The organism is Allobosea sp. 2RAB26, assembly GCF_052115465.1.
Classification (GTDB): Bacteria; Pseudomonadota; Alphaproteobacteria; order Rhizobiales; family Beijerinckiaceae; genus Allobosea.
The window spans coordinates 352,241-370,779 of the sequence record NZ_JBFRGS010000002.1; the positions used below are offsets into that span (position 1 = coordinate 352,241).

Annotated in this window: 21 protein-coding genes; 7 read left to right on the plus strand and 14 right to left on the minus strand. The window is 61.8% G+C overall.

Features of this window, described 5'->3' with window-relative positions:
* Positions 1 to 173: 173 nt before the first annotated feature.
* A complete protein-coding gene (locus tag AB4118_RS04760) occupies positions 174 to 1,190 on the minus strand; it encodes a S1/P1 nuclease (RefSeq protein WP_441488651.1) in 1,017 nt (338 codons plus the stop codon).
* A 235-nt stretch (positions 1,191 to 1,425) separates the two neighbouring features.
* Here AB4118_RS04760 and AB4118_RS04765 point away from each other — a divergent pair, with 235 nt between their 5' ends.
* Positions 1,426 to 3,873, plus strand: coding sequence for a DUF4238 domain-containing protein (locus AB4118_RS04765; RefSeq protein WP_441488652.1), 2,448 nt, complete (start codon positions 1,426 to 1,428; stop codon positions 3,871 to 3,873).
* A gap of 37 nt (positions 3,874 to 3,910) precedes the next feature.
* Here the strand turns inward: AB4118_RS04765 and AB4118_RS04770 are convergent, their stop codons facing one another.
* The 3 genes from AB4118_RS04770 to AB4118_RS04780 form a co-directional block, all read right to left on the minus strand.
* Positions 3,911 to 5,944, minus strand: coding sequence for a hypothetical protein (locus tag AB4118_RS04770; protein ID WP_441488653.1), 2,034 nt, complete (start codon positions 5,942 to 5,944; stop codon positions 3,911 to 3,913).
* Entirely contained in the window at positions 5,941 to 6,477 is a 537-nt protein-coding gene (locus AB4118_RS04775) for a hypothetical protein (protein ID WP_441488654.1), read from the minus strand. The genes AB4118_RS04770 and AB4118_RS04775 overlap by 4 nt, the downstream gene beginning before the upstream one ends.
* Before the next feature lie 104 nt (positions 6,478 to 6,581).
* The gene (locus tag AB4118_RS04780; protein ID WP_441488655.1) at positions 6,582 to 8,177 is read right to left on the minus strand and encodes a VPA1262 family N-terminal domain-containing protein; all 1,596 of its coding nucleotides are present in this window, start codon (positions 8,175 to 8,177) and stop codon (positions 6,582 to 6,584) included.
* Between the two features lie 213 nt (positions 8,178 to 8,390).
* On the opposite strand from AB4118_RS04780, the gene AB4118_RS04785 reads away from it, so the two are divergent.
* Complete coding sequence (locus AB4118_RS04785) at positions 8,391 to 8,609, plus strand: MerR family transcriptional regulator (RefSeq protein WP_441488656.1); 219 nt, start codon at positions 8,391 to 8,393, stop codon at positions 8,607 to 8,609.
* 3 nt (positions 8,610 to 8,612) lie between these two features.
* Here AB4118_RS04785 and AB4118_RS04790 read toward each other — a convergent pair whose 3' ends face one another.
* From AB4118_RS04790 to AB4118_RS04815, 6 genes are all read right to left on the minus strand, one after another.
* On the minus strand, positions 8,613 to 8,909 hold the full coding sequence (locus AB4118_RS04790; protein WP_441488657.1) for a hypothetical protein: 297 nt from the start codon (positions 8,907 to 8,909) through the stop codon (positions 8,613 to 8,615).
* Positions 8,910 to 9,217: 308 nt separating this feature from the next.
* The gene (locus AB4118_RS04795; protein ID WP_441488658.1) at positions 9,218 to 9,778 is read right to left on the minus strand and encodes a hypothetical protein; all 561 of its coding nucleotides are present in this window, start codon (positions 9,776 to 9,778) and stop codon (positions 9,218 to 9,220) included.
* A 335-nt stretch (positions 9,779 to 10,113) separates the two neighbouring features.
* Complete coding sequence (locus AB4118_RS04800; RefSeq protein WP_441488659.1) at positions 10,114 to 10,452, minus strand: hypothetical protein; 339 nt, start codon at positions 10,450 to 10,452, stop codon at positions 10,114 to 10,116.
* Complete coding sequence (locus tag AB4118_RS04805) at positions 10,449 to 10,691, minus strand: hypothetical protein (RefSeq protein ID WP_441488660.1); 243 nt, start codon at positions 10,689 to 10,691, stop codon at positions 10,449 to 10,451. Before AB4118_RS04805 ends, AB4118_RS04800 begins: the two co-directional genes overlap by 4 nt.
* Before the next feature lie 185 nt (positions 10,692 to 10,876).
* Complete coding sequence (locus tag AB4118_RS04810; protein ID WP_441488661.1) at positions 10,877 to 11,311, minus strand: hypothetical protein; 435 nt, start codon at positions 11,309 to 11,311, stop codon at positions 10,877 to 10,879.
* Positions 11,308 to 11,553, minus strand: a complete 246-nt coding sequence (locus AB4118_RS04815; protein ID WP_441488662.1) for a hypothetical protein — start codon at positions 11,551 to 11,553, stop codon at positions 11,308 to 11,310. The genes AB4118_RS04810 and AB4118_RS04815 overlap by 4 nt, the downstream gene beginning before the upstream one ends.
* 283 nt (positions 11,554 to 11,836) lie before the next feature.
* On the opposite strand from AB4118_RS04815, the gene AB4118_RS04820 reads away from it, so the two are divergent.
* The 5 genes from AB4118_RS04820 to AB4118_RS04840 all read left to right on the plus strand — a co-directional run bounded on the left by AB4118_RS04820 (position 11,837) and on the right by AB4118_RS04840 (position 14,599).
* Positions 11,837 to 12,151, plus strand: a complete 315-nt coding sequence (locus AB4118_RS04820; RefSeq protein WP_441488663.1) for a hypothetical protein — start codon at positions 11,837 to 11,839, stop codon at positions 12,149 to 12,151.
* A gap of 53 nt (positions 12,152 to 12,204) precedes the next feature.
* The gene (locus AB4118_RS04825) at positions 12,205 to 12,702 is read left to right on the plus strand and encodes a hypothetical protein (protein WP_441488664.1); all 498 of its coding nucleotides are present in this window, start codon (positions 12,205 to 12,207) and stop codon (positions 12,700 to 12,702) included.
* Positions 12,703 to 12,705: 3 nt separating this feature from the next.
* Positions 12,706 to 12,882, plus strand: coding sequence for a hypothetical protein (locus AB4118_RS04830; RefSeq protein ID WP_441488665.1), 177 nt, complete (start codon positions 12,706 to 12,708; stop codon positions 12,880 to 12,882).
* A 174-nt stretch (positions 12,883 to 13,056) separates the two neighbouring features.
* Positions 13,057 to 14,061, plus strand: a complete 1,005-nt coding sequence (locus tag AB4118_RS04835; protein ID WP_441488666.1) for an ABC transporter substrate-binding protein — start codon at positions 13,057 to 13,059, stop codon at positions 14,059 to 14,061.
* Positions 14,062 to 14,254: 193 nt separating this feature from the next.
* Positions 14,255 to 14,599: a hypothetical protein gene (locus AB4118_RS04840; protein WP_441488667.1), complete on the plus strand. Its 345-nt coding sequence runs from the start codon at positions 14,255 to 14,257 to the stop codon at positions 14,597 to 14,599.
* Between the two features lie 40 nt (positions 14,600 to 14,639).
* Here AB4118_RS04840 and AB4118_RS04845 read toward each other — a convergent pair whose 3' ends face one another.
* The 4 genes from AB4118_RS04845 to AB4118_RS04860 all read right to left on the minus strand — a co-directional run bounded on the left by AB4118_RS04845 (position 14,640) and on the right by AB4118_RS04860 (position 18,535).
* Entirely contained in the window at positions 14,640 to 15,629 is a 990-nt protein-coding gene (locus AB4118_RS04845; protein WP_441488668.1) for a succinylglutamate desuccinylase/aspartoacylase family protein, read from the minus strand.
* Between the two features lie 104 nt (positions 15,630 to 15,733).
* On the minus strand, positions 15,734 to 16,729 hold the full coding sequence (locus tag AB4118_RS04850; RefSeq protein ID WP_441488669.1) for an ABC transporter ATP-binding protein: 996 nt from the start codon (positions 16,727 to 16,729) through the stop codon (positions 15,734 to 15,736).
* Positions 16,722 to 17,702, minus strand: a complete 981-nt coding sequence (locus tag AB4118_RS04855; protein ID WP_441488841.1) for an ABC transporter ATP-binding protein — start codon at positions 17,700 to 17,702, stop codon at positions 16,722 to 16,724. Before AB4118_RS04855 ends, AB4118_RS04850 begins: the two co-directional genes overlap by 8 nt.
* A gap of 11 nt (positions 17,703 to 17,713) precedes the next feature.
* Positions 17,714 to 18,535 carry an ABC transporter permease gene (locus tag AB4118_RS04860; RefSeq protein ID WP_441488670.1) on the minus strand — a complete coding sequence of 274 codons (822 nt, stop codon included), beginning with the start codon at positions 18,533 to 18,535 and terminating at the stop codon, positions 17,714 to 17,716.
* Positions 18,536 to 18,539 lie beyond the last annotated feature (4 nt).

An 18,539-nucleotide genomic window follows, 5' to 3' on the forward strand; every position in this document is an offset into this window, starting at 1 on the left:
CGCCAGTTGGGGACATTGGCCCCGGCGCCAGAAAGCGAGCACTCCCGGCTAGGCGGATCAAGTGCCCACTATGACCCGTGGCAGGCCTACCGCCGTTGCAAAATCCAGCTACGATTGGTCTTTCGTAAGCTGCGGGCCGGCACTACCACACATCGGCTAGCGCACGGCACCTGTTACGGCTTTTGGAGATTGTCGCGCACCGGTTCGGTGTAACTCGGGTCAAGGGCTAAATTGACCAGATGCGCCAATCTAAATCCGGCCGCCTTGATGCGTTCCATCGCCGTTCGCTCGAAGGCTGCAAGATATGCCTGATCGAATGTTTCGGCGCGCTTCTTTCCACCACGGGCAGGCAATTCTGCGAGGACTTCAGAGTAGCGGCAGGTGCCAGCAATCATAGTGCAATATCGGACCGCTGGCTGCAGTGTGATCTCGAAGGATTCGTCGGCCCACTTCCAAGGGTCCATCCCGACCAGTTGCTTCTCCTCGGCGAGCGAGGTGTTGGCCTGCAAGGTATCAACCGCCCGATACGTGATCGTGTTTCTCGTCCAGCTCTTCTTGAAATCAACCCGTTTGCGAACGCGTTCGAACAGCCCTGCTTCAAGCAGGCAATTGTCCCAAATGGCGTGCAGATTATCGACGGACTGCCTGGAGGTGCCGCACCTACCGATGACCTTCGCATCGATCCCATTGCCGCCGCGATCGTCTGCGAATGACACATGAAGTGGCTGGTGTATGTCCCCGATCCAGTGCCCCAGCGCCATCAGCGCAAACACACGCTCCTCATTTGGTTTCGTAGCGTCCTTCAGAATGGCAAAATCTCGGCCGATTCCTGAGAGGATGCAGTCGGCACCAGCGGGGCAGGCACCGCTTACGATCGATTTCGTATCACGGCTCACATTGATGAAGTGATCGTCCTTGTGCCGTCGAGGCATCTCGTCCTCTTCAAGGCAGCCAAGGTTGTAGGACGTGTAGTGGCGGTCGGCCAACTTGCCGCGGCCTTTCACAAAAATTCCGCCCTGACGCACCTGAAATAGCCGCTTCAACTCATCGCGCGTGTGGTCAGTGAAGTTGCGGTATGCGAGATCGCACACAGTTAAGTGTCCCAGCTTGCCCCAGGCCTTTGCCTCCTGGCCAGAAGCAAGCCCGATCCAAAGAAATAGGCTTGAGATATAAATCACCACCTGACGCATAGTCGCCCCCCTTATTTTGCGCTTAGTAGCGAACGCGGTTGCCTCCACAATCAGGCCAAAGACATTCCTGCGCTAGCCTGCAATTGGGAAGCACTTGCGGTCATGGTTGCCCAGATCCGGGAGTCTCCAAATTTTCGTGGAAGAGCAGCAAAGCGTCCATGAATTTCAGCAGCGATATTGGCTTGATGCCGGACCGGCGTCGGTATGATCGATTTGTGGTATTGCGAGAGTGGCGATGTCCAAGACGAGAAATAATCATTATGTCCCGCAATGGTACCAGGAGGGGTTCTTCGAGCCAGGCCGCTCGTCCCTTGCCTTTGTGGACATGACGCCGGACCGCAAGATCCTGCCGGATGGGCGCGTGATCACTCAAAACGGTGCGTGGAACGATACGCCGACTTCGAAGGCGTTCGTTCAAAGGGATCTGTATTCGACATTCTTTGGAACGTCGGTCAACGACGAGATCGAGCGGCGCCTTTTCGGTAACATCGACGGCAGGGGCTCTCAGGCGGTTCGCGCATTTGCTGGCACCGACGTGGGCGAGTGGCACAATCATTTCCAGACGTTTTTCGAGTACCTCGACATCCAGAAAATCCGAACGCCGAAGGGCCTGGACTGGCTCAGGGCTCAATATCCCAAGCTCTCGCAGAACGAGTTGATGTACGAGATGCAGGGTATCCGCATGATGCACTGCACGATCTGGGTCGGGGGCGTGCGCGAAATCGTCTCCGCTGAAAACTCCGACGTGAAGTTCATCTTCAGCGACCACCCGGTGACGATCTACAACCATGCCATTCCCCCAACACACGCGATGGGCGCGTATCCGCTCGATCCCGGCATTGCGCTGAGGGCGTCTCAAACCATTTTCCCGCTGAACCGCGATCTGTGCCTGATCCTCTCGAACCTCGAGTACGCAAAGGATCCGAGCACTGGCCCGCTCGAAAAGCGGACCTTCGCGCGAAATTACCGGCAGTCCATGACCCGGATCGACGCGTTCATTCGCACTAGGAAGCTGACCGCTCAGGAAGTCTCGCACGTCAACTTCGTTCTTAAATCGCGCGCGCGGCGCTATATCGGCGGCGGCCGCAAGGAGTGGCTGTACCCGGAAAAGACGGTCTCCCAGCCTTGGGCCGAACTCAGGAAAACGCTTCTTCCGCCAAAGAACGAGCTTTTCCACTTCGGCGGCGAAATGTTCGCGCAATACGAGAGTGGACATGTCCACTATCAAGATGAATTTGGCAGGACGGAAAAGCCGCGTGACTTCCTGATCAAGACGGCGCCGAAGCAGCAGCGCCCAGGAGACGCCTGCGGGTGCGGATCGGGGAAACTCTTCAAGGCTTGTTGTCAAGCCAAACCCGAAGCGCTGCGCCCCTCTTGGAATGAGCGCAGCATCCGGGAGCGGAACATCATGCTGCAAAACGGGATCGTACGGATCCTAGGGCTCGACGGGGAAAAAGACTGGGTTCAAGTCCGGCGCGAGCTCACCGATGAGAAGATCAAGGACATTTATTTCCTGTACGAGGCCTTGTGGCCGCTAGAGACCGATTTGCTCGCGCTATTGCCGAAGCCGGACGGGGTCCCTCGCGCGGTCTACACCGGCTCTATCCATCCCTCGTCGATCATCGACTTTGCGTTGGCGGCCCCGCTGTATTTCGGCGAGTTGATCGTCGCACACCCGTTCATCCACTCGGGGATCGTGGCAGAGAAGTACCGGCCTACCGAACATCCGAAGCACTATCGGCAGGATGTTCTGAGGAGCATCATGTTCTTCATGACAATCATGCCACTCGTGCAACTCGGCTTGGTCAATCTCATCCCCGATCCCTGTGATTTCGATTTCCATCTCCGCGAGCAGATGTTGAGCATGGCTGAAGCGCGAGCGACCTTTATGCCGTTGAATCCGGATAAGGAGCCTCGCCTGAAAAAACAGATGGAAGAGGACGCCCTGCGCAGCATGATGCTGATGCCTCCGGATGCGCTGCGCAGGCAAATCCGTAAGCTCAATCCAGAAATAAGCGACCACGAAGTTGAGGCCACAATGCGCTTCGCCGAGCGCAAGCGAGAGCTCGATCCTCTCGCTGTGCTTCAGGACGGTTCATTGGAAGGCGAAGATGGCGGCCAGATGAACATGTTCAGCCTCGCGCCAAATTTCGAGATGACGATGTACTTGGCCCAGGCGACGGGCGCCTGCATCGTTACGGACAGCCCTTCCCGCTGGAATGAAGTGATGAGGGCTATCCGTCGCCGGGTGGCAGCAGCGACACCCGGGCTCGCCAGGTTTTCGGAACAGTTAAAGTCTGAAAAATTCTCTTTCCCGCAGAATGTTACGGATGTCTTCGAACACGCGTTGATTAAGACCTGCGGGGGATATTCGGATTTGTTTCGGGATTTGTTCAGCTATCTCTCGCGCCTGGAAGATCGCGGAGCAAAACCCAACCGAGAAGCGCAGTTTTCTGCTCGGTTTCCCAATATTCATGCGGCAGCCCAAGCCGCTATCAAAAAGTCAGGCGGCGTCACAAAAGAGGGCCGCATATCCTGCGTCTTGCCACCCGGAGGCATTCAGGACAACACGATCAACCGCCTGCTTTTGATGTCAAGCTCAGAACAGCACCTTTCAAGTGTACCGATGGCGTTCTTCATTGAAGATTGCAGGGTCGGCGAACCTCCAATACTTGCGCGGTGACAATCCCTAAGGTCGCATACGATAACATCGCCCTATGTCAGCTTCTATCTCTCCGTGGACCAACCGCGAAGCCAGTGAGGTCGATAGCCCGATTGTGCTCAATCTCATTCAGGCGGTGCGCCTGTGCGACAAGATGGTCGAGACGGACGCCGACGCTCTCTAGTGCGCTCTCAATGTGCTCGACCTGGGCGCCGTTCGCCCGCAACATTTGCAGGCTCTCAAAGAACGACCGGCCGACGCTGCATCTCTCATATAGGAGATCCCCGATTGTTGGCTGATCGGTCTTCGTCAACGGCGATCCTGCGCCTCTGCCCTCGACAGATACTTGTTCGTAGACGAATCTGCGGACGCATAAATGGTCATGCACGTTCACCAGAGTGCGTCGGCCAATAGGATCGATCGCGAGCATTTCGCGTGTGGCGTCGTGAAGCGTCGAGAAAAGAGCCAAAACTGTAGCTCGCCGGTCGTCGAATGTGACCGGCTGTCGTTCGTCCAGAACGTAGTCGATCAGGCTGATCCCAAGCGCCATTACAAAGCGGATCGTATCCGATGCTCGCCTCGCATAATCGTCGAACGCATGGTCGTCCGACCGGAAGGCGTGGCCATGTTCGGCAATCTCGCGGAGCGTCAATGTGCGTCGCCATAGCTCTGCGAAGGTAGCGGCAACTTCCCCATCGAAGAGGGCAGCGGCGATCACGCGCGCACCTATGGCGTCAGCGCGATTACCCCAGATCACGAACAGAGACGGCAGCTCTCTTCTGCGTCTGCCACCCTCGCCTTCCAAGAAGTCCTCCGGCTCATCCGGCAGCATCTGGAACAGCAAATCCCGCCCTGGAACACGGTGACCATGTTCGCGCGCCGCAAGGATGCGCATGGCCTCCAGGCACAATTCATCCTCGGCCGCTACATCTGTCGGTCGGAGGTTAACCCATGCTGCTGATGTCGGAGAATGCAAAAGAGCTTCGATTACTAGCCAGATGGGTCGCGCACGGCTCCTAAGGTCATGGGGAAAAGGCAATCGTTCGGCGTCGAGCGTTGACATCGTTGAGCGGAACAACCAGCTCCCCCAGCGAAGCGTGGCCGCCTCGCCATCTGATCTTGCCCAAAGAGCTTCGGCGGTCGCTTTTGCCAACTCTGACAATCGAGTGTCGTTTCGCTCGGTTTCATGTTCATCGTCGCTGCGGTAGCCTTGTCCGCCGCGCAATGCATCCTGGGCTGCGAGAAGCACCAAGGGCAGCAATACCCGTCCATTCCAGGTGCCATCGACTTCAAAGGCAGGCAACGCGCAGTTCGCCAAGCGTAGCCAGTCGGCAAATCGGCGGTTTGGATCAAGGGCGCCGAACTGCAGGATGAGAGCAGGTTGATAGGGCTGGCCGTACGCTTCGATCTGCTCGGCAGCGAAGCCAATGTCGGTCTCAAAGAGAAGATCAAAAATATGCCAGTCACTGCGAAATGGCATGATGTAGCCGAGTGGGCGCAGACCAAACCAGATTTCGTGAAGGTCAGGCTTCGCTTTCCATCGCCGTTGCATCTCGGCGACAGTTGCTCCATCGGAGCGATGCGCGTGCCCGCTTGGCGCCTGCTTGAAGCGCTCGACGATTCTGCGGGCAACCTTTCGAATGTCTTCGCGAAGACCGGATCGCTCCGACATGCGACGCTCAACCAGATCGACGAGAATCCTCCGCGCGGCAGGATCTCTCCCGATCAGCCGACCGACCATCTGCCAGTTCAAAATAGTTGGGCGATTGCAGAACAATATGCCGGCGGCCTCAACCAGAAGCAGATTGCTGATCGAGACGCCGTTATGGCTGTCGTTCTCTTGGAGCGCATCCGCAAGGTTTGAAAGTTTATGCTCGTCCAGCCATTCGCGAAGCTGCTCGCCATCGGGCGGCTGGGGACTCTGGCCGGTATCCTTGGCTGCCCTTAAGCAGCTCTCAATGAGTTTTCGGGCGTTCGCAATGGCTGTTCTGCGCCAAGACGCTGCCTGATAATGCTCAATTGTTAGTCCCGCTGCCCTCCAATACTGGCCAGGGTAGTCATCCTCGCGCTGCTCCTCTTCAGGCCATTTCACGCCGATACCTCCGCCGCATTCCAAAGGCGCTCGAAGTATTCAAACGCCAAGGTGTCGTTCGCCGACCATCCGTGGCTAAAAGCGTTGATTTCATGATGCGTACCGCCGACATTTGCACCCCAATGCCAGAGTTCTTCGTCAATCACCGCGAAGCGATCATGCGGCAGTCGAGTACCGGTTCGCCCTCCTCGCAGCATCCGAACCTCGATCGTGAAAGGCTCGTTTCGAGGGGGCGCACGGCGCGCGTCCTGAAGTGCGAGCAGATGCTTGACCTGCTCCTTATGTCCATCCTTGTTGGAAGTGAGCAGGCGGATGTCCTGCGCCGATGTTTGGCGCAGAACGCGATCGAAGACGCCAATGAAACTACCTTTGGCGAATCCGTCGATTTTCAGGAGGAAGCCGTCGACTAGCCAGATGCGGGAACTGGCGTTGCGGACGGCGGATTTGAACCCATCGGACCAGGCGCCGAATTCACCGGCCGCATATCGGTTGATTTCCTCATGGTAGGAGGGGAACCGATCCAAGTCGGCCATTGAACAACTAATGTCAAAGCTCGGCCATCGCAGCTTCGGTACGAGGTGATATACCGGCCGTGGCGGAGGAGCGCTCTTAATCGGCAGGACGGGCGGAAGTGGGGTCATCGGCCGCCCTCCTCGGCTGACACCGGCAGGGCTTCATCAAACAGACGCTCCAAACGCTCGCTGACACCAGTTGGATCTGGCAACTTCAGCATGACGCTTGCCCGTTCTCCAATAGCATTGAGCGAATTGCCTGAAAGCCAGACGTCGCCATCGATGACAAGGAAGCGGTCGTGAATCGGCGGGTTCTTTGCGCCGCGCAAAATCCTGATCTCGGGAGCGGGCACCCCGCGTTCTGCAAAGCTCCTTAACGCGTCCCTGAATCCGGTTCGCATGACCTCCTCGTCGTCGAATGGCAGGCGCGATGTCAGCAAGCGCAGCTTGATATCGCGCCGTGTAATGAAGTGCCCAAAGTCAAATAGGTCTTTTCCGTCCGCATAGGGATCAACGATCAAGATCGTCTCGCGAGCGCGGCCGATTCGCTCTCGGATGAAACCTAGTGCAGCATCACGTTTGTCAAACCACTGCAGCTCTTGTTGCCGCGCGACACGCTGCTTCTGGCGTCTACTTGAGCTTGCGTAAAAGCGGGAGATGGCATTTCTGGAGGTGGAAGCATCGGGCTCGAGGCCAACGACGCTATTGCTGGCGCGCGTCACCTCGTTGACGTCGTGCGAAACTTTCGCCGCGTCTTTGCGGCGCCCTTCCTGCGTCTCCACCTTAAAGCGCCGGCTGACCACCCCCATGTCGATCCCTATCGTGCGCAGGTAAGGGAGCGCCTTCTGCTGATCGACGAGACCGCGTTCGACATGCGAAAGCGCATGACCTGTATGCTCCAACTGACCGTCGGCCCGGACGATCATGAGCGTGTCGTCGACGTTGAGGTTCTTGAACAGATGCATGGCTCCGAACCGCTCCTCGAAGAGTGTGAGGGTGAGACCATTCAGAGAACGACCGCGACGGGGGAGAACTTCACCGACAAGATGCTCGTGCCCGTCCACATCACGCGCCATGAAAGTGCGTACTGCTCGCACGTCCGGGTCAGGAACAACGAGCACCGCGCCCCCGATCAGCTCGTCATGTCGATCGATGTCGAAGTGGATGCGCCGACGGAGCCACGCGCGCGCGCCGGGATCGTTTATTACGCGGTCAAGGAGCGGCGTCTGTGTCGCGAGTTGGCGATGGACGCGCGCCGGATGTGCCCCGGAGCCAACAAAGGGGGTGGGGTAGAAGTCATCAGCGGAGCCGAACAAGGATGGATCGGCGAGAGGGGTCGAGAGCCCTGGCCATATCGGCTCATCAGTCAGTGCTGATGTCGAGATTGCAGTGCCGTCATACCGCCCCCGATCGCCGTCAAGCCGTGGAATCGGAAGTGTCGGATTTTCATTTAGTGACCGATACCAGGCGACCGCACTGACGGCATCCATCGCAACCCGCCGAAAAGCGAGATCGATCCCGCTTTCCCTAGCACGATAGACTTGCGGGACACCTTTTGCATCGACGGCCATACTATCCGGCTCCGGCCGGCCTTCTGTGACCAATTCGACGCTGGCGAACACCAGGCTCACATGTTTGGCGTCGGAATGGCTGCGCGCAGTGGCCACCCGAACGATAGCACCATGATAGGCATCGAGATCGGGTATCTTCTTTTTGCTCAAGCAGAAAACCCTCTCCCAAAGGCTAGACATAAGGACATATTATAATTCGATTACCGCGTAAGCTATTGATAACGCTAGTGAAAAGCCGCCTTTCGGGCGGCTTTTCTTTGGCGCCATGCCTTCCGAGCGTGTTCAAATCTTACAATGGGTTACGCCCATCGAGCGCTGGTGTTCGGCAACTCCACGCAACATCGACGCAACAAGGAATGCAACATGAGCGAAGTAGATGCGGACCTGCTTTACGGCGTCCCCTCGATAGCCCAGCACCTTCGACTGAAGCCTCGGCAGGTCTATCACCTGATCGAGGTTAGCGGCCTTCCAACCTTTCGCCTCGGCGGCAAGGTGTGCACCCGCCGCTCGACGCTTACGGCCTGGCTCACCGAGTGCGAGGCGAAGGCGCGGATGATCCAGCCCGCGCCCCATGCCGGGTAACAGTCACTCTTTCGGCGCCGACTTTTTGGCTTTGTCGTCGTAGTGAAATTCCTCCGCTCGGCAGATGATTTCGCGCGTCACCGCAAAGCCGGGGTGATCACGCTTCACCTTGTTCTCTGCGGCTCGGAATGAAGCTCTTGCCTCAGCCACCGTGTCGCAGTTGCGGGTCAAAGTCGTCTCGGGGAAGCGATAGACGAAGCCGTTTGCTCTGAAGGTGGAGAACCACCTATCGGCTTGAAGGGCGGCCTTGAACTCAGCCTGAAAATCGTTCGCGTCGTACGAAGCCAGATAGCGCGCCATGTTGCCTCCCGTTCGGTTTTTGTTGGCCACGCGGCCGTGGCGATCTCGCCAATTCGAACAGGTAGTGAGCGCGGTCCCGGTGCGCGACACTCATTCTCGCCGCCCTGACCTTGCGGAACTGTCGCTTGCATCGGAGCCGAGAAATCTGAATTCGCGCGCGCGAACAGGCTTTGCACTGGCCAGGCCCGTCTTCTCAGTGCTCATTTGCTGTTCGCATCCTCCTCGCGTGGTGCAGCGCCCGTGAGCATCGCAAGAGCCTCGAGCGGCCCGAGGGTGTTTGCGCCGTGATAGGGCGACCGCTGACGGGCTTATCGGTTGCTGATTACGACAGACTCGACAACGCCCACTATCGCGGTCTGGATGATACCGGTCGCGCCCATCTTGAATTCCAGATCATCTCGTGGCTGCGCGATTAGGCCGGCTCTATTAAGATAGATTCGCAGATCGTCGGCATAGCGATAGCACCGCAGCATCGCGAGCCAGGCAAGTGCTTCTCCCGGGCGTGGACTGTTTATTGCGCTTTCGAGGGTTGATGCTGCGCCATGGCAGCGGCTGACTTGATCAAACGCCATGTAGAGGCCTCCTTCGCGCGTCTCCATAAACTTGCTGACGCGCGCCAAATCAGGCGCCTCTGCCTCGCCCTTTGCCCAATCCTGTTCACGTGGGGTTAGGCGCGGAATCCGCTCGCGAAAATTCGACCAGTACGCTGTCAGGGCGGAGGCCAGCTGACGGCGCTGGTCGATTGTGTAGAGCTGCGAGCCCCAGATGATCGAGCGGTACACCGCTGTCTCAAGTTCGGGGGTGCTGGCTCGCGCCGCCGGAGCGGAGGCGACGCAAAGCGCTAGGAAAACTGCAGCGGCACGGATCATGGCGGACTCTCGCGTGGATACGACATTCATGTTTGACGGCTCTGCAACCGCGCGCAAGCGCGAGCAGCGCCCCGAAGGGCGGCGCGCTATTGAACAGCTAAGCGAATGAGGGCAGCGTGATCGCGGTACTTCAGAACACTCGAGATGCAAGCTTAAAAGATACCCTTCAGCGAATTCGCGCGGACGGGTTCCCCAACCTGATCGGCAGGGCGATTCTTGCGCAGTTTAACCGAGACGCAGGGGATTTTGTCGACACATTCAGATGCCCGGAAGCGGACGTTCAGAGTGTCGGTAACGGGCCAACTCCGACCACTAGACACCGTATCTCAAGAGTCTCAGATAAATCGATCCTCCCCGCTGCCCGCGCCCCCTAAATCCGCCCGCCCCGGATCAAACGCCCCCACCGCCGCCTTGATCTCCAGCATCCTCGCCAGCCCCGGGGGCTTCTTCAGCCTGCCGCTGGCATCGTCGCCCACGGTTCCACAGACCGGCAGGATGCTGATCTCGTCATCCATGGCGATCGCGGTGAGGCCGAAGCTGTAATCGGGGAAGCGCGCCTTGAGATGGGCGAGCAGGCGCGGCCTGGCCGCGCCGAACTCCGCCTCCCGGCCGAGTGGCGGGAAGATGACGAACTGCGTGGCCTGCTCGAGCCCGTCGCTCCAATGGCGGTTCATGCGCTCCTCCTGACGGCCGGCATGAGGGTGATGGTCGTGCCGAGCCCGCCGCACTCGCGGCAGGAGCAGGAGAGCCGGTTGTCGGGGCGCATCAGGGTGCGCGCCCCCTGCCCGATCACCTCCTGGATCGCGCCTGGCCAGATCCGCTTCGTGCGCCCGCAATCCTCGCATCGGATGCCCGGCAACGCCCCCGCCGCCGCCCTGATCTCCCACAGCGAACGCGACGGAGGTCCGATCAATCGCAGGGCTGCTGCTGCATATGCTGCAGCATATGCAACAGCATTACCGGGGGATGTGCTGCAGGTATGCCAATCACAATCACAATCACATACAACAGTATCTAACGATCCTGTTGTAGGGCGCGCCAGGGCGCCGCCGGACATGTCCCGATCGTGGATGGCCTGCAGTCGGTTCGCTGGAATAGTCATGCGCTCCTCCTGAAAATCGGCACGAGGTTGATGTTCTTGCCGAGCCCGCCGCGCTCGCGGCAGACCGAGCGGACGAGCCGGTTGTGCTGGGCCATCAGAGTGCGCGTCCCCTGCCCGATCACCTCCTGGATTGCGCCCGGCCACATCCGCTTCGTGCGCCCGCAATCCTCGCATCGGATGTCCGGCAACGCCCCCGCCGCCGCTCTGTTCTCAAGCAGCGAACGCGACGGGTGCCTGATCAATCGCAGGGATGCTGCTGCATATGCTGCAGCATGTGCTGCGGCATTGCCGGGGGATGTGCTGCAGGTATGCCAATCACAATCACAATCACATACAACAGTATCTAACGATCCTGTTGTAGGGCGCGCCAGGGCGCCGCCGGACATGTCCCGATCCTGGATGGCCTGCAGCCGGTTCGCTGGAATCGTCATGCGCTCCTCCTGAAAATCGGCACGAGGGTGATGTTCTTGCCGAGGCCGCCGCGCTCGCGGCAGACCGAGCAGGACAGCCGGTTGTGCAGGCCCATCAGGGTGCGCGTCCCCTGCCCGATCACCTCCTGGATCGCGCCCGGCCACATCCGCTTCGTGCGCCCGCAATCCTCGCATTGGATGTCCAGCGACGCGACGTAAGACAGTTCGGGCCGCTCACCACTTCCCGAATAGGCCAGGCTCATCACAAATCCCTTTCGTTCCTGTTTCGTTCTCATTTAAGCCAGAGGGGGGCGGACAAGTCGAGTCGGTTTCGACGGCTCGCCCCAGTGGATTCGATAACTTTCATTATTGACACGATGATAATTTAAGTTATCATCCCTGCATCAAACGGAGAGGCGGGGATGACGGGAATGAGCGGGATCGGCTTCGACAGCATGGACGGCGAAGGGGCCCGCATCGGGCGGCCGGCGGATCATTCTTCGCCGCGCTGCGCCAGCCCCGCGGCTGCGCTGGTCGGGGCCTGAGATGGCCCGCAGCTTCCCCATCAGCATCGAGACGCTGGAACTCGGCCATGATGACCGGTCGGAGGGGTTTTACGAGCTGGTGGTCGCCACCGATGCGGAGGCCAGCTACTTCGATCTCCAGGCGATGACCAGCGACGGCAAGACGGTGCGCTCGCAGGACTGGCGCTGGGGCATGGCGCAGGAATGGATCGCGATCCAGGCGCTGCGAAAATTCAGCCAGCTGCATGACGCGATGATCGAGGCGACCAGCCCCGATGACCGCGCCGCGGCTTATGCCGATTTCAGCCGCGCCCGGCGCCTCGAGGCCGCGGAGTGAGCGCCATGGCCATGACGAGCCTTTCCAAACCCATTCCTTCCGAGGATTCGCAGATGACACCGCTCGCCATCAGGGGCGCCTTGCGCGCCATTGCGGGGGAAGCCGGGCCGGCGGCCTGGGCCGATCTCTCGGTCAGCACCGAGCACCCGGATGAGTCCGCCGTGCGCGGCGTGCTCTACCCCCAGGGCATCGCGGCCGGCCACTGCATCCATGGCCGTGGGCCAGGCTTTGCCGAGGCGCTGGACGATCTCCGCAGCAACTGGGCGCAGGCCCGTTCGCTCGCGGACACAAACAGCATCCGCCGGATGGCCGTGGCGATCATCGAGATCACCGGCGACCAGGGCGAATGCAGCGATGCGGCGCTGCGCGGCGCCGGCTTCGACCAGGGGCAGATCGCGCGCCTTGGCGCACTCGCCTGCTCGGAAGCGACCCGGCTCGCCGCCGGCGGGCCGTTCCGGATCATCGCCCTGACCGGCGCGAATGCTGAGGCCACCGGCCGGCCCGCGCCGCTGCGCACCGACATCACCCACGCATTGCCGCTTGGAGGCTGACCGATGGCACCGACCATCCTGGAATATCTGATCGCCGCGCTGGTCGCCCTGATCCTCCTGGGGGCGCTGATGATGCTGTTCATCCGCGTGCTGTTCTGGAAGCCGATCCCCGAGGAGGACTGGTCGCAGCACAGCGACGAGCGACGGTTCGACCAGCGCTATCGCGACGCGGGTGAATGAGCGCGGCGCGACGGGTCCCCCTGGCCATTCCGGCGGCGCGCCGCAACCGCGGCCCCCGGCAGGGTTTGCTACCAAACGGCGCATTGATGCGTATGATGGGGAGCCGCTCGTGTCCGGCCTATCCGTCGACGAGAGGCCTGCTCCTGCTCAAGGCTGAGACCTGTGGAGTGACCGATGAAGCCAAGCTGGCGTCTCGCTTTCAGCCCCGTCCTCCTGGCCGGCCTTGTTCTGTTGGTCGGCCTCGTTCTTCCCGGCAATTCCGCCCATGCGCAAACGGGGCGTAGGCCCGCCCGGATCGGCTGGATTTCCCTGTTTCCGCTGGCTCAGGTCGAGAGCTATCTTGGCGCCTTCCGAAGCGGCCTCGCGGCGGAAGGCTATATCGAGGGCCGGAATATCGAAGTCCTCGCGCACTCGGCCGACGGGAATCCGGAACGGCTGTCGGCCGTCGTCGACGAGCTCATCGGCCTCAGACCCGATGTGATCATCGCTCAAGGCACGGCCATTTTCGGCCTGCGAGGGCTGACCGAGATCCCCGTCGTCTATGGCTTCAGCGGCGACCCCGTCACGGCTGAACTCACCGACAGCCTGGCCCGCCCGAGCCGGAACCTGACCGGTGTCAGCTTCATGGCGATCGAGTTGAACGAGAAGCGGCTCGATCTGCTGCGGATGGCCGCGCCACAGGCCAAAAGGGTCGTCCTCATGGGCGACCCCGTCCATCCCGGCGCCGCGCTCGAAATCGCCGCGTCCCAGGCCATGGCACGCCAGCTCGGGATGGAGCTTCGGTGGGTTCCGACGCGCAATGTCCAGGAGGTCGGCGACCTGCTTGCAAGCCTCGCCGGGCATCCGCCGGACGCGCTCGTGGTGCTGCCTGACAGCGTCATGCTGCAGAGCCAGAAGCAGATTGCCGCGTTCGCCTCGGCGCACCGGATCCCGGCCCTATCCGGCTGGAGCACGTTTGCCCGCAGTGGCGGGCTCCTGACCTTCGGTCCTCGCCTCGAGGAGAGCTTCAAGAGGCTGGCCTATTATGCCGCTCGCATCCTCAAGGGAGCCAAGCCCTCCGAGCTGCCGGTTGAACGATCCTCCGAGTTCGAACTCGTGCTCAACCTCAGGACGGCAAGGCAGATCGGTCTGATCATACCCGATGCCTTGATCGCCCTGGCCGACGAAATCATCGACTGATCTCGCAGCGAGGCTGCCACGCGGGTGAGGCCGACCAGAAGCGGGCACGTGCCGATGCGCGTGGCAAGACTGCAACGGCTCCCGGCCGTATCAAGGGCCGCGTCGTATATCCCCTGAAGCCGCTTTGAAAATCGACAGTTGCACCGGACTATGCTGAGTTTGTCGCTGTCGGGTCGCGGGGGCTTGAGTCGCCATGAGAAGTCAGGCCTTGCTCGCGCTGGCGCTGGGGGCGGCCCTGTCGGGCTGCGCCAATTCCGTGCTGATCGATATTCCCGACGGCATCAATGCCCCGACCGGGCCGATCAAGTACTCGGTCGAGAAACTCGGCCTCTACAGCCATCTCCTGAAGATCCACACCAAGCGCGAATTCGACGAGCCGCGCGCCTCGGTGGTGCTGCGCATGGATTCCTTCGCGAACCGCTATGCGTCGACGATCTGTCCATACGGTTTCGACTTCAACGACAATTCCGATCCGCCGGGCGGCCTGACCGACCGCCTGCTGCAGACCCAGAAAACCTATTCCTTCACCTGCTTCTGAGGCCGGGCAGAAGGCGGCGCCCCCTGCCCGGCCGATAGCATCAGAGCGTTCTCGTGCTCTTCACCCCGAAATAGCAGATGCCTTCGCCGGGCTTGGCCGTCGTGCTCGGGAAGATGATGTAGCCGTCCTCCGGCGCCGTCACGGCCTCGCCATTGGCGCGGCGCGCGATCACCTGGCCCTTGGCGAGCGCGTCACCGGTCTTCCAGTCGCCCTCGACCTTGTCGCCTTCAGCCTCGCAGATGATCACCTGCGTGATGTGGATGACGGTCCGGCCAGCGGTTGAAGGCGCCGGGGCATCGATCAGGCCGAGATGGGCGAGCGCGTTCAGGATCGCGGCATAGCCGATCTCGATCGAGGCCGGGTCGTCATGCGAGCCGCATTCGAGCGTCACGCCATAGCCGCCGGCAAAGCGCATATATTCGGTCGTGCCATAGCCCTCGGTGACCGAGAGGCGCGGCAGGTTCAATTCCTCGCGCGCCGCGATCAGCCGGACGTAATTGTCGAGCCAGCCATGGATCACCACCGGCACGCCGAGGCAGGCGGCAAAGGCGCCCTCGGCCTGCGCCTGGCTGAACGGCTCGAGCTCGCCCCGGTTGTCCTCGGGTCCGAAGAAGACGAAGGGCTCGCCCTCGCCCCGGAAGGAATGGACATCGAGCAGGACCTCATGCTGGCGCAGCAGCGCGCAGATATGGTTGCCGATCCGGTCCTCGTAATTCGCCGGCAGCGGCTTCTCGCGCATGTCGCGGTTGAGGTTGCGGTCGCCCTCGCGGGTCTTCAGCCGGTAGGCCTTGGGATTGGCGACCGGCAGGAAGGTGACCTCGCCGCGGCGAATGACCAGCTTGCCGGAGCGGCACTCCTCGATGACGCGGCGGATGGCGTTGGGGCCGCAGGTCTCGTTGCCATGGACGGCGCCGAGCACGATCAGCTTTGGGCCGGCGTTGAGGCCGGTGAAACGGATGCTCTCGAGCGGCCCGTCATCGAGGCCCGCAGTCGCCTGAGGCGCGGAATGGTTCGGCATGGGTTTCGCCATGGTTCTTATGTCCTTCGGATGATCAACAATGCCGTAGCGGTTGTTCGCATCGGCTTTGTCCCGAAAACCGCAATCCACTTTTCGGGCCGATGCTTTAGGGCCGCTCAGACGAGTTCTGCGGCCCTGATGCAGCGGACCTCGTGCGGGACGGCGTGCGCGCCACCGATCGAGGCCAGCGGCGGCGTCGGCTGGGCGCGGCAGCCCTCCCGCATCTCCGGGCAGCGCGGGTGGAAGCGGCAGCCGGAGGGCGGCTCGAGCGGGTTCGGCACCTCGCCCGACATTTTTACCGCCAGCCCGTGGTTGAACGGATCGGGGATCGCGGCGATCAGCGCGCGGGTATAGGGGTGGCGCGGCTGCGTGAAGATCGTGTGCCAGTCGCCGGTCTCGACGATCCGGCCGAGATACATCACCGCGACGCGGTCGCTCATATGCTCGACGACCCCGAGATCATGGCTGATCATGATGTAGGAGAGCGAGAGCGTGTCCTTGAGCTCGAGCAGCAGGTTGATGATCTGCGCCCGGATCGAGACGTCGAGCGCCGAGACCGGCTCGTCCAGCACCACGATCTTCGGCTTCAGGATCAGTGCGCGGGCGATGCCGATGCGCTGGCGCTGGCCGCCGGAGAATTCATGCGGATAGCGCTCGGCCTGCTCCGCCCGCAGGCCGACATGGCGCATGATCTCGGCGATGCGGTCGTCGACCTCGCTCTTCGTCGTGACGCCATGCATGCGCAGCGGCGTTTCCAGCGTCCGCCGCACCGACTGGCGCGGGTTCAGCGAGGAATACGGGTCCTGGAACACCATCTGCGCGATGCGGGCGCGGGCCTTGCGGTCGACGCCGGGCGCGGCGATGTCCTGCCCGTCGAGAATGACGCGGCCGCGCGTCGGCGCCTGCAGGCCGAGGATCGAGAGCGCCAGCGTCGATTTTCCGCAGCCGGATTCCCCGACGAGCCCAAGGCATTCGCCCTTGCGCAACACGAGATCGACACCGTCGACGGCATGGACGGTGCGGCGCTTGCCACCGAACAGCCCGCCGCCGAGATCGAACTTCACCTCGAGGTCCTCGACCTTGAGGATGGTCTGGTCGCCCGTGTCACTCATGATGATGGCACCTCACCAGGCCGTCCTGCGGCAACGGCGTCACTCCGGGATCCTGCGCCACGCAGATCTCGGTCCTGGCATAGCAGCGCGGGTTGAAGCGGCACCCGTCAGGAAAAGCCGTCACCGCCGGCACGACGCCGGTGATCTCCTTGAGCTTGTGGCGGCCATGGCGGGCGCGCGCGCCCAACAGCGGCAAGGAGGCGACGAGGCCCCTGGTATAGGGGTGGCTCGGCGTCCGGAAGACTTCCTGGGCCGGGCGCTGCTCGACGAGGCGGCCGGCATACATCACGCCGACGCGGGCGCACATATTGGCGATCAGGCCGAGATCATGGCTGATCATCAGAACCGCCGTGCCCTGCGCCGCCGAGAGGTCGCGGATCAGGTCGAGGATTTCGGCCTGGACGGTGACGTCGAGCGCCGTCGTCGGCTCGTCGGCCAAGAGCAGGTCCGGCCGGCAGGCGAGCGCGATCGCGATCATCACGCGCTGGCGCATGCCGCCCGAGAGCTGGTGCGGAAAATCCTTGACGCGCCGGTCCGGCGCCGGGACGCGGACATTGGCCAGGGCCTCGACCGCCTTGGCTTCAGCCTCGTGCCAGGTCGCGCCCTTGTGCAGTACGAACATCTCGGCGATCTGGCGCCCGACCGGCGAGAGCGGGTTCAGCGCCGTCATCGGTTCCTGGAAGATCATCGAGATGGCGTTGCCGCGCAGCTTGCGCATCTCGCCCGCCGAGAGGCTCTGGATCTCGCGGCCCTTGAAGCGGATCTTGCCGCCGCCGATCGCGAGCGGGTGCCTGAGCAGGCCGATCAGCGAGAGCGCGGTGATGCTCTTGCCGCAGCCGGACTCGCCGACGAGGCCAAGCGTCTCGCCGCGCCCGATGGTGAAGGAGACATCCTTCACCGCCGGGAAGCGCCTCGCACCGACGATCAGGTCGAGCCGCAGGTTCTCGACTTCGAGAAGCGCCTCGCCACTCATGCCCGTCCCATTCATGCGCGTCGCGCCCGTGACTGCGGATCGAGGATGTCGCGCAGGCCGTCACCGAGCAGGTTCAGCCCGAGCACGGTGACGAAGATCGCCAGGCCCGGGAAGACCGAGATCCAGGGCGCGGTGGTGATCTGGTCGCGCGCATCCGAGAGCATGCTGCCCCAGCTCGGGAAGGGCGGACGGATGCCGAGCCCGAGGAAGGAGAGCGCGGCCTCGGCCAGAACCGCACCGCCCATGCCGAGCGTGCCGATGACGATGATCGGCCCCAGGATATTGGGCAGGATCTGCGTCACCATGATGCGGATATCGCTGTAGCCCAGCACCTTGGCGGCCTGGACATAGCCCTGGTTCTTGAGCGAGAGCGTCGAGGCGCGCGAGAGCCGGCAGGTATAGGACCAGTTGGTCAGGCCGAGCGCGATCAGGAGGCTGGTCAGGCCGGGGCTCAGGATCGCCATGATCGCCAGCGCGAAGATCAGCGAGGGGATCGCCAGCATCATGTTGGTCAGGCCGCTGACCAGATCGTCCCACCAGCCGCCCCAATAGCCGGCCGACAAGCCGAGCGCGACGCCGATCACCGTGTTGATCAGCTGCGAGACGATGCCGACCGTCAGCGAGATGCGGGCGCCATGCAGCACGCGGCTGTAGATGTCGCGGCCCTGCGCATCGGTGCCGAACCAGAACTCGCTGCCGGGCGGAACCTCGGCATTCATCAGGTTGGCGTCCATGACCGGGTCGGTATGGGCGAGGAAGGGGGCAAACGTACCGGCGACGACGACGGCCGCGAACAGCACGCCCCCGATCACGAGATTGGCTCTGAATTTCATCGGC

Bases quoted from the DNA above. Each gene is read 5' to 3' on its own strand.
- AB4118_RS04760 (WP_441488651.1), bottom strand. From the start codon at position 1,190: ATGCGTCAGGTGGTGATTTATATCTCAAGCCTATTTCTTTGGATCGGG.
- AB4118_RS04765 (WP_441488652.1), top strand. From the start codon at position 1,426: ATGTCCAAGACGAGAAATAATCATTATGTCCCGCAATGGTACCAGGAG.
- AB4118_RS04775 (WP_441488654.1), bottom strand. From the start codon at position 6,477: ATGGCCGACTTGGATCGGTTCCCCTCCTACCATGAGGAAATCAACCGA.
- AB4118_RS04785 (WP_441488656.1), top strand. From the start codon at position 8,391: ATGAGCGAAGTAGATGCGGACCTGCTTTACGGCGTCCCCTCGATAGCC.
- AB4118_RS04790 (WP_441488657.1), bottom strand. From the start codon at position 8,909: ATGGCGCGCTATCTGGCTTCGTACGACGCGAACGATTTTCAGGCTGAG.
- AB4118_RS04795 (WP_441488658.1), bottom strand. From the start codon at position 9,778: ATGATCCGTGCCGCTGCAGTTTTCCTAGCGCTTTGCGTCGCCTCCGCT.
- AB4118_RS04800 (WP_441488659.1), bottom strand. From the start codon at position 10,452: ATGAACCGCCATTGGAGCGACGGGCTCGAGCAGGCCACGCAGTTCGTC.
- AB4118_RS04810 (WP_441488661.1), bottom strand. From the start codon at position 11,311: ATGACGATTCCAGCGAACCGGCTGCAGGCCATCCAGGATCGGGACATG.
- AB4118_RS04815 (WP_441488662.1), bottom strand. From the start codon at position 11,553: ATGAGCCTGGCCTATTCGGGAAGTGGTGAGCGGCCCGAACTGTCTTAC.
- AB4118_RS04820 (WP_441488663.1), top strand. From the start codon at position 11,837: ATGGCCCGCAGCTTCCCCATCAGCATCGAGACGCTGGAACTCGGCCAT.
- AB4118_RS04825 (WP_441488664.1), top strand. From the start codon at position 12,205: ATGACACCGCTCGCCATCAGGGGCGCCTTGCGCGCCATTGCGGGGGAA.
- AB4118_RS04830 (WP_441488665.1), top strand. From the start codon at position 12,706: ATGGCACCGACCATCCTGGAATATCTGATCGCCGCGCTGGTCGCCCTG.
- AB4118_RS04835 (WP_441488666.1), top strand. From the start codon at position 13,057: ATGAAGCCAAGCTGGCGTCTCGCTTTCAGCCCCGTCCTCCTGGCCGGC.
- AB4118_RS04840 (WP_441488667.1), top strand. From the start codon at position 14,255: ATGAGAAGTCAGGCCTTGCTCGCGCTGGCGCTGGGGGCGGCCCTGTCG.
- AB4118_RS04845 (WP_441488668.1), bottom strand. From the start codon at position 15,629: ATGGCGAAACCCATGCCGAACCATTCCGCGCCTCAGGCGACTGCGGGC.
- AB4118_RS04850 (WP_441488669.1), bottom strand. From the start codon at position 16,729: ATGAGTGACACGGGCGACCAGACCATCCTCAAGGTCGAGGACCTCGAG.
- AB4118_RS04855 (WP_441488841.1), bottom strand. From the start codon at position 17,702: ATGAGTGGCGAGGCGCTTCTCGAAGTCGAGAACCTGCGGCTCGACCTG.
- AB4118_RS04860 (WP_441488670.1), bottom strand. From the start codon at position 18,535: ATGAAATTCAGAGCCAATCTCGTGATCGGGGGCGTGCTGTTCGCGGCC.